Here is a 13,629-nt window from a genome sequence, read left to right on the forward strand (position 1 = left end):
CGATCTTACCAGAGTTATCCACATCTGTTCGTTGTTATTTTGAACAAACTAGAGTTCGTTTGCCCAAATTTTAACCCATTCCCCTGCTGGATCTTCCGGTATTTCGTGTTGCTGTACATCGATTTCTAGTGGCTCACCGATCCTTTTCGCCCCATGATCGACTAATAGGCGACTTAATTTATGGATCGCGCCACAGAAAGTGTCATATTCAGAACTACCGATACCTACACTACCAAACAGCACCTGACTAAGATCAGGGGATTGGCTTTCAATTTGTTCAGCTAGAGGTTGAATATTTTCAGGAAGATCGCCTGCCCCATGAGTGGAACTCACCACCAGCCATAAACCTTCACGTGGAAGTGAGTCAAGATCAGGCCCATGCTGCACTTCTGTTTCATAACCAAGTTCTTCTAAGATCTCAGCCATATGTTCTGCAACATACTCAGCACTGCCCATTGTGCTGCCACTTATTAGGGTTACTTTTGTCATGGTGATTCCCGATAGCAATATTAGGGCGTTATTGTACGCTGTGAATGAGCTGGGATCTACCTGTGGATAATGTGGTTATATAAATTTTTTCTATGGGGTGATTGTTCTCATGATCGGGTTCTGTAGCGAGATCAGCGTTTCTGTCGATTGAATTTCATCGATAGTTTGAATTTTGTTGATAAGTACGTCTTGGAGGGCATCAATAGATCGGCACATCACCTTAATAAAAATACTGTACTGCCCAGTCGTATAGTAGACCTCAACTACTTCTTCTAGGGCATCTAATTTTTTGAGGGCGGTGTGATAATCTTTAGCACTTTTCAAAATAATGCCAATAAAGCAGCACACATCAAAACCGAGTTGTTTCGGGCTGATATCAATACGTGTTCCTGTAATGATCCCTGCCTGCTTCATTTTTTCTACACGGACGTGAATAGTACCTGGGCTAACGGAGAATTTTTTAGCAAGTTCAGCATAAGCTGTACGTGCATTGCGCATTAATTCGTGAAGTATGTCACGATCGAGATTATCGATTTGATAATTTTCAGGCATTATTACCTCCTTAATTTAACGAATTCTCATTTTTATACCCATTTTTTTAGATAAAATAAATGAGAAAGTGTTTTTTTAATGAAGTATATTGAATTCCACCCCTGTTTTGTTGCTTAATCTACACATCGGCTAACGCAGCTAACAAATTATGGGTAAATAAAATGGACAAATCATTCATCGAACAACAGCAGCAAATCAGCTTTGTTAAATCTTATTTTTCACGTTTACTTGAAAAAGAGCTTGGCTTAATTGAAGTTCAAGGTCCTATCTTAAGCCGTTTAGGTGATGGAACTCAGGATAACTTGTCAGGCCATGAAAAAGCAGTTCAAGTAAAAGTAAAATCAATTCCTGACGCAACCTTTGAAGTGGTTCACTCCTTGGCTAAATGGAAACGTAAGACATTAGGCCGTTTCGATTTTAAACAAGGCCAAGGCCTTTACACTCATATGAAAGCGTTACGTCCGGACGAAGATCGCTTAACACCAATCCACTCTGTTTACGTTGATCAGTGGGATTGGGAAAAAGTGATGGCAGATGAGGAGCGTACACTTCCTTATCTGAAGCAGACAGTGGGTAAAATCTATCAGGCAATAAAACAAACAGAAGCCGCAATTAGCAGCGAATTTGGGCTGGCACCGTTCCTGCCAGACCAAATTCACTTTATCCACAGTGAAGAACTGCTACAGCGCTATCCTGATTTAGATGCAAAAGGCCGTGAACGTGCGATTGCTAAAGAATTAGGCGCTGTTTTCCTTATCGGTATCGGTGGGAAGCTATCAAACGGTGAAGCGCATGATGTGCGTGCACCAGACTACGATGACTGGACAACTGAAAACGAAGATGGCTTTAAAGGCTTAAACGGTGACATCATTGTGTGGAACCCAGTGCTGCAAGACGCATTTGAAATCTCGTCAATGGGGATCCGTGTTAGCCCTGAGTGCCTGACTCGTCAGCTAAGCTTAACAGGCGATGAAAAGCGCATGGAGCTAGAATGGCACCAAGCATTAGTCGAAGGCAAAATGCCACAGACTATCGGCGGCGGTATTGGTCAGTCACGTTTAGTGATGTTACTGCTCCAACGTCAGCACATTGGCCAAGTTCAATGTGGTGTTTGGTCTCCAGAAACTCGTGAATCTGTTGCGGGTATGCTGTAGTTAGCGACTAAAGCGGCGCAATAACCTGCTTTTTAATCCGGTATCAAAGCGCCAGATATGATCAAATATCTTCATGATGCCGGGTTTCCCATAATTTGAAACAGATACCGCATGGAAGCGGTATTTCCCTACCTGCTGAAGGGATCTTATCTTTTTGATTAATTCGTCAGGCAAACGTTGAGAAACAAAATCGGAAATCACCACCGCGTCAGCATCTGACCATGTCGGGGTTTCGAGTTTTTTGACCGTTTCTTGCAAACAGTTAGCTAAATCTGTTCCTCCACGAAATGTTTGGTGTAAAAAACGAATACACTGCTCTAAACCATCCACGGAGAGTAAATCATAATGGACGAGTTCAGTAGAAAATAACATGATGTGACATGAACGGTTATCCGCCAGCGCAATTTTTAATAATGCGAGGCAAAATGCTTTTGCACATCGCTCATTTATTCCCCCCATAGAGCCTGAAGTGTCAATACAGACAATAAAAGGCCCTCTAGGTTGCTCTTCATGATGATGGTGAGTTACGGGGCGCAATACTCGTCTTTCTTGCCAACTTTCCCCTTGGAGACGATAAGTGATTAACTGCTTTTCAAGCAGTTTTCGATAGAACTCAAACTCAATTTCTTCAAGCCCTAACATCGCTAATTCGGTAGGTAATAGTCGTAATACGTCATCACTTTGGCTTAATCCATCAACTTGCTCTGGTATTGTTTCAGGGACTTTCTCGAAGATAGTCATTGGCTCTAGCAGCACGCTATCTTCAGGCAGGGTGCGAGCAGATTGGCTGCGGCCTAATAATTGAGCTATCTTTTCCAATTCTGGTTGTTGGCGTAAAAAATCACTATATTGATTCAATAACTTATCATTATAGGCTGATGCTGTATTTAGCCCTTTACTTAAATCCCATAACCGGCCAGCAGCCCGCTCATTTTCACCTAAAATCTCTTCAAGATTACCGCTTAACGCGAGCCGTTGTTGTAGTTCAGCGAGTAACTGCTCTTTTTCTTGCTCTAATAACTCTTTATGTAAAGTTGTCACCTGCAATATCAAACTGATCCGCCAGCGTTGGATAAATAAACTTTGCCTAGCGCTTTTATTCTCTATTTTACCTGAACTTAATTTGCAGGCTTCGGCATAAAAAGGAGAGTCTATGGCTTTTAGTGTTTCAATAATCTCGGGTAATTGATTAAAAAATAACTCAGTCGCTTGACCAAGAGACTGTTGATAAAGTTGAAACTCCTCAGCGAGTTGAGCAGGCACTAAGGCATCTTGCAGCTTTTGTTTAAGATCTTTTTTCCATTCCGATAAATCTTTTAACAGGGCTTTTTTAAGTCGAGGGTGTTTTTCAAAGAAAACGGCGAGTTGAGGTGTGGCAAGAAGAGAGATAATAATCTCTTCTATAAGCTGGCTTTCATTAACGGAAAGCAATAAGTCTAGCGTGGCTAAACTCAGCATAGTTAATCCGCCATTTTTCCTGTTATTTGATTACGTAACTGAGTGAGCTTTTCAGTTAACTTCATAAAGCTTCCTTCGATTCCTGCCAGCCAGCTTGATTCAATAAATAAATTGGGCTGTTGTTGTTCAAATTGATAACGCGCCGATTGAATATCTTGTTGGATCTTATCAAGCTTTTCTAACCATTGTGTGTTATCCGTTTTATCGACGGTGGTGGTGGATTCTTGTAAATAAAGAGTGGAAGCTTGGTGACTCACATCTAATAGCTGAATCTGATTTAAGTTATTAATTTCAGCAGCAATTTCTTGTGCAAAACCAATACCATTGAGGTGAGCTGATAGAGTAGTACCTTTCGTTAGAAAATGAGTCAGTAACTTTTTATCCGTGGTAATAAACGTTACTTTTATATCATGTAACTGTAGTGGCTTATGCAAAAATAGTGTTAAACGCCCCTCTTTGATATTTTCTGGAAGAGTGTACGTTGGCTTACGAGCAAACATTGGCGTATTTTTATTGACCTTAAAAGCATTTTGATTGTTTTGATCTTGGGTTGATGAGGTCCACTCTTGGTAGAGCATTTCTATTTCACGAGAGAGTTTTCTCTGTTGCCAGCCATCTTCTTCTAATATGGACTTGAGTAATTGAGGTAAGGCATTCATCGATTGCATGTCATGCCATAAACAATCTTTTAATAGGATGATATCAAGGGGTGAAATGGTATTTCGCCCATTAAAAAACGCACTGGCTTGTAATAAATAGACCGCTTTTTTCCAGCGTCTATCCGAGACATAAAGGTGTTTATCGGTGGCATCCAGTTGCTGGCGGAGTTGATAAATAAGTTCAAAACAGTGATCGGGCAGCGTAATTTTAGGGATTTGCTGTTGCCACTCTTTATATTCATCATCACTGATTTTTAAGTGTTCAGGAACCAGTGACTCATCTTGGGGGGATTTACCTGTCAGCAACGCTCGGAAGTTTTGTTTTTCTTGTACTTTATCGAGCCAAATACGGATAAGCATTCGGTCAAATAGCGCTTCCAAGCTATTGTCAGCATCAGGAAGCTCGTTAGATGCGGTGACTAATAAACGCATAGGAATAGCACTTTCACCATCTCCATTACGGAATTTCCGTTCATTGATAGCGGTGAGTAGGGTATTTAAGATAGCGGGGCCAGCTTTCCAAATTTCATCAAGAAAAACCACCTCAGCATCAGGTAAATAGCCTTTTGTTAGTCGTTGATAGCGCCCTTCATCTTTTAAAGCTTGGATGGATAATGGCCCAAAAATTTCCTCTGGTGTGGAAAAACGGGTCATTAAATATTCGAACGCATTCGCGTGGCGAAACGCATACTTCATGCGGCGTGCAATTAAGCTTTTAGCGATACCTGGAGGCCCTAGAAGAAAGACACTTTCACCACTTAATGTGGCCAATAAACATAAACGAATTGCTTGCTGGCGTTCATACAAACCACTTTCAAGGTAATTGCTAAGTTGGGCGATTCTTTCCGCTAACTGCATATTCGTTCCTTTTATTATTTATGTCATTTATTGCTAGGTTATCCATCGAGGTGCCAATTTTGCAACGAATTTTGTCATTTTTCTTTGATTTAGACTTACTATCAACAAAAACGATTCAGCTATAACTAATTCAATACTTTCATCTTTTCTTCTCTTTTGGGCGTTAACGAAACGTTTCGATGGCGATCACAAATCTTAGCCAACAACATTGTGTTGTTCATTTTCTTATCTATGATTAGATTTAGCGAAACGTTTCGCTCATAAGGAAACGGCGGGAACAATGAAAAAAGGTATTTTGCTTAATTCCAATATTACATCCGTGATAGCAAAGTTAGGTCATACCGACCATATCACAATTGCTGATGCTGGGTTACCTATACCACAGCAGGTTGAACGTATTGATTTAGCTATTACACAAGGTTTGCCCGATTTGATGTCGGTATTGAGTGTCATTACTCAAGAGATGCAGATTGAAAAGGCAATTTTGGCTGGCGAGATCACGACCGTCAATCCTGAAATGGAACGCGCAATATTGGCACATTTGCAGGCATTAGAGCTTGCCCAAGGAAAACCAATAACAGTGGAATATTGTAGTCATGAAAGCTTTAAAAAAATGACTCATGACAGCAAAGCGGTGATTAGAACAGGGGAGTGTTCACCTTTTGCTAATGTGATCCTTTGTTCTGGTGTGACGTTTTGAGGTGTGTATGCAGCCTTTATTAGAGCTTATTGGCATTGAAAAGTCTTTTCCCGGAGTAAAAGCACTAAACGGTGCTGCACTTAAAGTTTACCCAGGAAAAGTGATGGCGCTAGTCGGTGAAAATGGTGCGGGTAAATCCACCATGATGAAAGTGCTTACAGGTATCTATAGTAAAGATGCTGGCGCTATCCGTTATTTAGGGAAAGAAGTGGTCTTTCATGGCCCTAAAAATTCACAAGAAGCAGGGATTGGTATTATCCATCAAGAACTTAATTTGATCCCTGAACTGACAATTGCTGAAAATATTTTTCTTGGTCGCGAATTTGTTAATAAATTCGGCAAAATCGACTGGAAAACCATGTTCAGTGAATCCGATAAGCTACTAAAACGCTTGAACTTGGATTATGACAGCCATCAATTGATCGCTGAGCTTTCTATTGGCGAACAGCAAATGGTTGAGATAGCGAAAGTGTTAAGTTTTGAATCGCAAGTCATCATCATGGACGAACCAACGGATGCCCTCACAGATACGGAAACAGCATCACTCTTTAGAGTTATTGAAGAGCTTAAAGCGCAAGGGCGTGGAATTGTTTATATCTCTCATCGCTTAAAAGAGATTTTTGAAATCTGTGATGATGTAACCGTGTTTCGTGATGGACAATTTATCGGTGAAAAACCCGTCAAAGAATTAGAAGAAGAAACCCTGATTGAAATGATGGTGGGCCGTAAATTAGAAGACCAATACCCACGTATTCATGTTCCGGTGGGAGAGGTTCGCTTACAGGTTGAAAATGTATCAGGCCCTGGTGTCGATAATGCCAGCTTTTCATTGAGAAGCGGTGAAATTCTAGGCGTTTCTGGTTTGATGGGAGCAGGGCGTACTGAATTAATGAAGATCATTTACGGCGCTGCGACAAAAAAATCAGGTGAAGTACGCCTTGATGGCAAAAGTATTTCATTAAAAACGCCACAAGATGGTTTAAATAACGGCATTGTCTATATCTCGGAAGATCGTAAACGTGACGGTTTAGTACTAGGTATGTCCGTCAAAGAGAACATGTCGTTGACAGCACTTCGTTACTTTAGTCGTGCTGGCGGCAATCTTAAACATAAAGAAGAACAACAGACGGTCGGTGACTTTATTCGCTTATTTAATATCAAAACCCCTTCCATGGATCAGATTATTGGCAACCTATCGGGAGGAAATCAGCAAAAAGTCGCGATTGCGCGTGGTTTGATGACAAGGCCTAAAGTCCTGATTTTAGATGAACCAACTCGAGGTGTGGATGTTGGGGCTAAAAAAGAGATCTATCAATTAATTAACCAATTTAAAAAAGAAGGGCTGAGCATCATCTTAGTTTCTTCTGAAATGCCAGAAGTGATTGGGATGAGTGACCGCATTCTCGTTATGCATGAAGGGCATATTAGCGGTGAGTTTTCAGCTAAACAGGCCACTCAAGAAGTCTTAATGGCTGCCGCTGTTGGCAAAAGCTACGGCTCAGTTCAGGAGTTATCAGAATGACATCGAATACCACAACCTCAAAACGTTGGTTCAGTAAAGCATGGCTAATGGAGCAAAAATCACTGATTGCATTATTAGTGTTAATTGCCATTGTTTCATCCCTTAGCCCGAATTTTTTCACCCTTAATAACCTGTTTAATATCCTGCAACAGACATCGGTTAACGCCATCATGGCTGTGGGGATGACGTTGGTGATCTTAACCTCCGGTATTGACCTATCTGTTGGTTCATTACTGGCTTTAACAGGGGCTGTTGCGGCATCGATGGTGGGGGCTGATGTGAATGCCTTCGTCGCCGTTGCGGGAGCATTAGCCCTTGGGGCTGCTATTGGTGCTTGTACGGGGGTGATTGTCGCCAAAGGTAAAGTTCAAGCCTTTATTGCGACATTAGTCATGATGTTGTTATTGCGGGGGGTGACACGTGTGTATACCGATGGTAGCCCGATCAATACAGGTTTCAGTGATAATGCGGATCTTTTCGGCTGGTTTGGTATTGGTCGTCCCTTCGGGATCCCGACCCCTGTTTGGTTGATGATCATTGTGTTTGCCGCGGCATGGTATCTATTACACCACACCCGTTTGGGTCGATATATCTACGCATTGGGTGGAAATGAAGCCGCGACGCGCTTATCTGGCATTAATGTCGACAGAATTAAAATTATTGTCTATGCCCTGTGTGGATTATTAGCGGCATTGGCGAGTGTTATTGAAGTTGCTCGACTGTCGTCAGCGCAACCAATGGCTGGTAATGGTTATGAGCTTGACGCAATTGCCGCTGTTGTTCTTGGCGGTACAAGTCTGGCTGGTGGTAAAGGACGCATTGTTGGAACTTTGATTGGTGCTCTTATCTTAGGTTTTCTCAATAATGGCTTAAACTTACTAGGTATATCATCAAACTATCAAATGATTGTAAAAGCGGTTGTCATCTTACTTGCCGTACTCGTTGATAATAAAAAGTAACTTATACCCTACAGGAATACGATTATGAAAATGAAAAAACTCGCAACCTTGCTATCAGCCGTCGCTTTAAGTGCTACTGTGAGTGTTAATGCGATGGCGAAAGAAAGTATCGCTCTGGTTATTTCCACACTGAACAACCCGTTCTTTGTGACAATGAAAGATAGTGCTCAAAAAGAAGCCGATAAATTAGGTTACGAACTAATAGTACTCGACTCTCAAGATAACCCTGCTAAAGAGCTAGCTAACGTTCAAGATTTAACTGTTCGTGGCACTAAACTCATGTTGATTAACCCGACCGATTCAGATGCGGTTGGGAATGCCATTATCATGGCCAATAAAGCAAAAATTCCTGTTATCACCCTAGACCGCGCAGCTAACAAAGGTGATGTAGTCAGTCATGTCGCTTCTGATAACCGAATGGGCGGTAAGATGGCGGCAGATTTTATCGCTGAAAAAACAGGTAACGACGCCAAAGTGATCCAACTCGAAGGGATCACAGGAACTTCCGCTGCTCGTGAACGCGGTGAAGGTTTTAATACCGGTGCAAAAGAGCATAAATTTAATGTATTAGCCAGCCAGCCTGCTGATTTCGATAGAACAAAAGGCTTAAACGTGATGCAAAACCTACTGACAGCGCATCCTACTGTGCAAGCGGTATTTGCTCAAAATGATGAAATGGCATTAGGGGCGCTAAGAGCGTTACAAACCGCAGGACGTGATGATGTATTAGTTGTCGGGTTCGATGGAACCAATGATGGTATTAAAGCGGTTGAAGGGGGCAAACTAGGCGCAACAATTGCACAGCGCCCTGATCAAATTGGCATTGTAGGTGTACAAATCGCCGATAAAGTTTTGAAAGGTGAAAAGGTCGAGCCAACAGTACCTGTAGAACTAGAACTGGTTGTTAAAAAGTAATAAAGATTAACCGCCGTTATCCTTAACGGCGGTTTGCTCTATTTGCGAATAAAATAAAAAAGGCAAAAGGAAATAAATGTTATGGGCGCAGCTAAACTTGTGGTTTTAGGTAGTATCAATGCTGATCATATTCTAAACATCGGGCAATTTCCGCAACCGGGAGAAACGGTTAGAGGTAATCACTATCAGGTTGCTTTTGGTGGTAAAGGTGCGAATCAGGCGGTTGCTGCTGGACGAAGTGGTGCTGACATAACATTTATTGCTTGCGTCGGTAACGATAGCATTGGGCAAAGCATCAAAACGCAGCTCAAAAATGATCATATTGATGTTGAATGTATTGATGTCGTTGATAATGAAACAACGGGTGTTGCACTGATTTTTGTAAACCAACAAGGTGAAAACGTAATTGGTATCCATGCTGGAGCCAATGCGCATTTAACTAAAGAAAGAGTGAACCACTATCAGCAAAAAATCATTGATGCAGATGCCGTACTGATGCAATTAGAATCCCCTATTGAAGCGGTTCAGTTAGCAGCGGAAATTGCACAAAAAAACAGTACAAAAGTCATCTTAAACCCTGCACCTGCCCAAGCTCTTCCTGACTCGTTACTTGCTTTAGTCGATATTATTACGCCAAATGAAACAGAAGCGGAGCATTTGACTGGAATTACCGTCAAAGATGATCAGAGCGCACAAGCGGCAGCTCAAGTATTGCATGATAAAGGTATCAGTAAAGTCATGATTACGTTAGGGGCGAGAGGCGTTTGGTATAGTGAAAAAGGTTCAACAGGTAAAATTATCGCTGGATTTAAAGTGAAAGCCGTCGATACAATTGCGGCAGGGGATACCTTTAATGGCGCTTATGTTACCGCTTTACTTGAAGGGAAAAGTGATGCTGAGGCTATTGTTTTCGCTCATGCAGCGGCTGCAATTGCGGTAACTCGACCCGGTGCACAACCCTCTGTACCATGGCGCAATGAAATCGATGCATTTTTAACTCAACAGGAATAGCTTGTGGCAACAATGAAAGATGTTGCGCGCCTTGCTGGCGTGTCGACATCCACCGTTTCTCATGTCATCAACCAAAATCGCTATGTCAGCGAAAGTGTGACATTACGAGTCAAAAATGCGATTGAGCAGCTAAATTATGCTCCATCGGCGTTAGCTCGTAGCTTAAAAATGAATCGTACTAATACGATAGGTATGTTACTGACAACCAGTAATAACCCTTTTTATGCAGAAGTGGTTCGTGGGGTTGAGCGCAGTTGTTATGAACGTGGTTATAGTTTGATCCTCTGTAATACTGAAGGCGACCTTCAGCGGATGAATCATAGTTTAGAAACACTATTACAGAAACGCGTTGATGGTTTACTGATGATGTGTACAGAAGTTCAGGGGCCATCAAAAGAGGTTCTTTCCCGTTATCCCGCAGTGCCTACCGTGATGATGGATTGGTCTCCCTTTGAGTCTGATGGCGATATTATTCAAGATAACTCTTTTCTTGGCGGGGAGATTGCCGCACGTTATTTAATTGATGCGGGGTTCACCCAAATTGCTTGCATCGCAGGCCCCCAAGACAAATCACCAGCACGTGCGCGTTTCCAAGGTTTCATGCAGGCGATGAAGCAAGCATCGCTGAATATTCCTGATGAATATATTATTTTTAGTGATTTTGAATTTGCTGGTGGCTTTAATTCAATGAATAAACTGTTGGCGCTTGCTAACCCACCTAAAGCTATTTTTGCCGGGAATGATGCCATGGCCGTTGGCGCTTATCAGGCGATATTTCGTAAAGGGCTGAAAGTACCTGATGATATCTCAATCATTGGCTACGATGATATCGACTTATCACCTTATATGATCCCGCCATTAACGACGATTCATCAACCAAAAGATGAATTGGGTAAATTGGCTGTCGACCAGCTTATTTTTCGAATGGATAACCCTGAAGCCGACGCTAACGTTTTGGTGTTGACGCCCAAACTGGTTGAGCGCCAATCCGTTAAACGAAATTAGTTCTTATCTGATGGTTTAGACTTATTTTTTATTAAGTTTTGACCATCACTTCTCTTCAACAACAAGAAGACAAATGCAGAAAGTAATGTAATGGCACCGATAGTTATAAAGGTGTAATGGAAATTATCTACAGTATTCCCATGTGGTAAGCCTTCATAGAAGCTCAATATTGCCGCACTGACTGCAATACCAAAACTGATCGATAGCTGTTGAGTCACCGCTAACATACTATTCCCCGCACTGGCATTATTATCTGTTAAATCAGCTAAGCAAATCGTATTCATCGCAGTAAATTGCGTTGACATAACCATCCCAAGCACAAATAGAGGTATCACCAGTAAATAGATAGACATAGTCGGAGTCTGGAGAGAAAACTGAGCTATCATAAAACTAATAATGACCGTCACGGTAAACAGTGTTTTTCGATAACCAAAGCGAGTCAGTATCCGAGTTACTGCTGATTTTGCGATAATTGACCCTATAGCCATTGGAGCCATCATCATACCGGCGATAACCGCTTCGTAGCCAAAACCAACCTGCAACATTAATGGCATCAAAAATGGAATACTTCCTGTCCCTAATCGAGTGGCAATATTACCGCTAATACCAATACTAAAAGTACGGGTTTTAAATAAATTTAGTGGAATGATGGCATGTTTTATACGTCGAGCATGAAAAACATAAAGAAATAGGCATACAAAACCACCGAGTACGATGGATGCTGGAATGTAACCGGGCAAGGACTTGTCGCCAAAGAGATCCAGACTGACTGATAACATGACAAGACCAAAGCCAAAGAGAATAAACCCAAGAACATCAAACTTACGTTTTGGCATTTTAAAATCAGGCATTGATTTTAAGGCGTACAAGATCCCTAAAATACCAATCGGAATATTGATAATAAAGATCCAATGCCATGTGGCATAAGTCACTAATACACCGCCTAGTAAAGGGCCTAAGATAGGACCTACTAATCCAGGGATAGTAACAAAGTTTAATATTGGGAGTAATTCACTGCGTGGATAGGCACGGATCAATGCAAGGCGCGCAACAGGCATCATCATTGCCCCACCAATACCTTGGATAACGCGGGATGTGACTAAGAATGTCAATGACGGTGATAGTGCACAAAGAAGGGAACCAAAGGAAAACAGTGAAACAGCGATAATAAAAATGCGACGAGTGCCGAACCTATCTGCAAACCATCCACTCACAGGAATTAATAATGCAACTGTTAATGTATAACTGACAATCGCAGATTGCATGGCGAGTGGTGAATGGTGGAGGCTTTTGGCGATATCAGGTAGCGCCGTGTTCAAAATGGTTGCATCAAGGGCTTGCATGAAAAATGCCATTGCGGCTATCCATGGAAGGCCTGACATGCTTTTAGCTGTTTTTAACATCGGTAACCTATTAAATAAAAAGTTAAAGCAAACATGGAAAGTTATCGTGTTAGGTTTGTTTTCCAGTAATAGTTAATAACTTATAGCAGAGATCAAACGCTTTGGCGCTATTACCTTTTATTATGGCATTTGCCAGTTGCTGATGAATGTCTACTTCAATAACGTCATTTTCTGTAATCGCATCAAAATAGAATTGATAGACAGAACGGAATAAATTGGCAAAGGAGATCAAAAATGGATTGGCACAAGCTTCATAAATCGTTAGATGAAAACGGTGATCAACATCTATCCAACGTTGCCTATCAAATTGCTTTTCTAATAATTGCATTTCATTGGCGAGTGCTTTGAGTAAATTATTTTGCTTGTCTGTGGCATGTTTTGCGGCAAGGTAGCAAGCTTGCGGTTCAATCGCGAGTCTTACAACATGAAAATGCCTAATAACGACCGTTTGTTCATCACTGCTTATCCACCATTTAAGCAGATCTTGATCCAAAAAATTCCAGTGGGATGAAGGCATAACTCTTGTGCCAATGCGAGGACGCGCAAGTAACATCCCTTTTGCTGCTAACATCTTAACCGCTTCTCTAATCGCTGTGCGGCTGGCTTGGAATTTATCAGATAACTCTATTTCACTGGGAAGAATAGAGCTTGGTAAATAAGTGCCTTTCAAAATCTCTTGGCCTAGCTGTTCGGCAATAAGATAAGAAAGGTTTTTTTGCGAAGCAGTTTGCTGCTCACTAAATTCCATAATTAGTCCCAATACATAACCTTGAGCAATTATATTACGTGAGTTGGGGGATAATTGCTGCTGAAATAATCAATTCTACCGTTGTTTTAGTTGATTTATCACCGTTTTGATGAAAAAAAGCGCGAACGAAAAGAAAATGCAAAATAAGGGTTGCTAGAATTTTCTGACTCCCTATAATGCGCATCCGTTGTCACAA

Annotated in this window: 13 protein-coding genes; 7 read left to right on the forward strand and 6 right to left on the reverse strand. The window is 41.5% G+C overall.

Annotation, left to right across the window (positions count from 1 at the left end; all coding sequences use genetic code 11):
- Positions 1-48: 48 nt before the first annotated feature.
- Both mioC and asnC read right to left on the reverse strand, forming a co-directional pair.
- Positions 49-489, reverse strand: a complete 441-nt coding sequence (mioC, locus tag PR833_RS15770) for an FMN-binding protein MioC (protein WP_004923965.1) — start codon at positions 487-489, stop codon at positions 49-51.
- A gap of 90 nt (positions 490-579) precedes the next feature.
- Positions 580-1,041, reverse strand: a complete 462-nt coding sequence (gene asnC / locus PR833_RS15775) for a transcriptional regulator AsnC (protein ID WP_004923964.1) — start codon at positions 1,039-1,041, stop codon at positions 580-582.
- A gap of 161 nt (positions 1,042-1,202) precedes the next feature.
- Here asnC and asnA point away from each other — a divergent pair, with 161 nt between their 5' ends.
- Positions 1,203-2,195, forward strand: a complete 993-nt coding sequence (gene asnA / locus PR833_RS15780) for an aspartate--ammonia ligase (protein ID WP_004923963.1) — start codon at positions 1,203-1,205, stop codon at positions 2,193-2,195.
- Here the strand turns inward: asnA and viaA are convergent, their stop codons facing one another.
- Positions 2,196-3,653, reverse strand: coding sequence for an ATPase RavA stimulator ViaA (gene viaA / locus PR833_RS15785; RefSeq protein WP_004923962.1), 1,458 nt, complete (start codon positions 3,651-3,653; stop codon positions 2,196-2,198).
- A gap of 2 nt (positions 3,654-3,655) precedes the next feature.
- Positions 3,656-5,170 carry an ATPase RavA gene (ravA, locus tag PR833_RS15790; protein WP_004923961.1) on the reverse strand — a complete coding sequence of 505 codons (1,515 nt, stop codon included), beginning with the start codon at positions 5,168-5,170 and terminating at the stop codon, positions 3,656-3,658.
- Between the two features lie 280 nt (positions 5,171-5,450).
- Here ravA and rbsD point away from each other — a divergent pair, with 280 nt between their 5' ends.
- From rbsD to rbsR, 6 genes are all read left to right on the forward strand, one after another.
- Positions 5,451-5,870: a D-ribose pyranase gene (gene rbsD / locus PR833_RS15795; protein ID WP_272526333.1), complete on the forward strand. Its 420-nt coding sequence runs from the start codon at positions 5,451-5,453 to the stop codon at positions 5,868-5,870.
- A 7-nt stretch (positions 5,871-5,877) separates the two neighbouring features.
- Positions 5,878-7,392, forward strand: a complete 1,515-nt coding sequence (gene rbsA / locus PR833_RS15800; RefSeq protein WP_004923958.1) for a ribose ABC transporter ATP-binding protein RbsA — start codon at positions 5,878-5,880, stop codon at positions 7,390-7,392.
- On the forward strand, positions 7,389-8,351 hold the full coding sequence (gene rbsC / locus PR833_RS15805) for a ribose ABC transporter permease (RefSeq protein ID WP_004923956.1): 963 nt from the start codon (positions 7,389-7,391) through the stop codon (positions 8,349-8,351). The genes rbsA and rbsC overlap by 4 nt, the downstream gene beginning before the upstream one ends.
- A gap of 24 nt (positions 8,352-8,375) precedes the next feature.
- On the forward strand, positions 8,376-9,266 hold the full coding sequence (rbsB, locus tag PR833_RS15810) for a ribose ABC transporter substrate-binding protein RbsB (protein ID WP_014657139.1): 891 nt from the start codon (positions 8,376-8,378) through the stop codon (positions 9,264-9,266).
- Positions 9,267-9,347: 81 nt separating this feature from the next.
- On the forward strand, positions 9,348-10,277 hold the full coding sequence (gene rbsK / locus PR833_RS15815) for a ribokinase (RefSeq protein WP_004923951.1): 930 nt from the start codon (positions 9,348-9,350) through the stop codon (positions 10,275-10,277).
- Positions 10,278-10,280: 3 nt separating this feature from the next.
- On the forward strand, positions 10,281-11,282 hold the full coding sequence (rbsR, locus tag PR833_RS15820) for a ribose operon transcriptional repressor RbsR (RefSeq protein ID WP_014657138.1): 1,002 nt from the start codon (positions 10,281-10,283) through the stop codon (positions 11,280-11,282).
- Here rbsR and mdtD read toward each other — a convergent pair.
- Together mdtD and PR833_RS15830 are read right to left on the reverse strand one after the other, a co-directional pair.
- Complete coding sequence (gene mdtD, locus PR833_RS15825; RefSeq protein ID WP_272526334.1) at positions 11,279-12,685, reverse strand: multidrug transporter subunit MdtD; 1,407 nt, start codon at positions 12,683-12,685, stop codon at positions 11,279-11,281. The two genes, rbsR and mdtD, sit on opposite strands and share 4 nt — an antisense overlap.
- A gap of 49 nt (positions 12,686-12,734) precedes the next feature.
- Entirely contained in the window at positions 12,735-13,433 is a 699-nt protein-coding gene (locus PR833_RS15830) for a FadR/GntR family transcriptional regulator (RefSeq protein ID WP_004923944.1), read from the reverse strand.
- Positions 13,434-13,629 lie beyond the last annotated feature (196 nt).

The sequence above is a fragment of the Providencia sp. PROV189 genome (genome assembly GCF_028480065.1).
GTDB lineage: Bacteria > Pseudomonadota > Gammaproteobacteria > Enterobacterales > Enterobacteriaceae > Providencia > Providencia stuartii.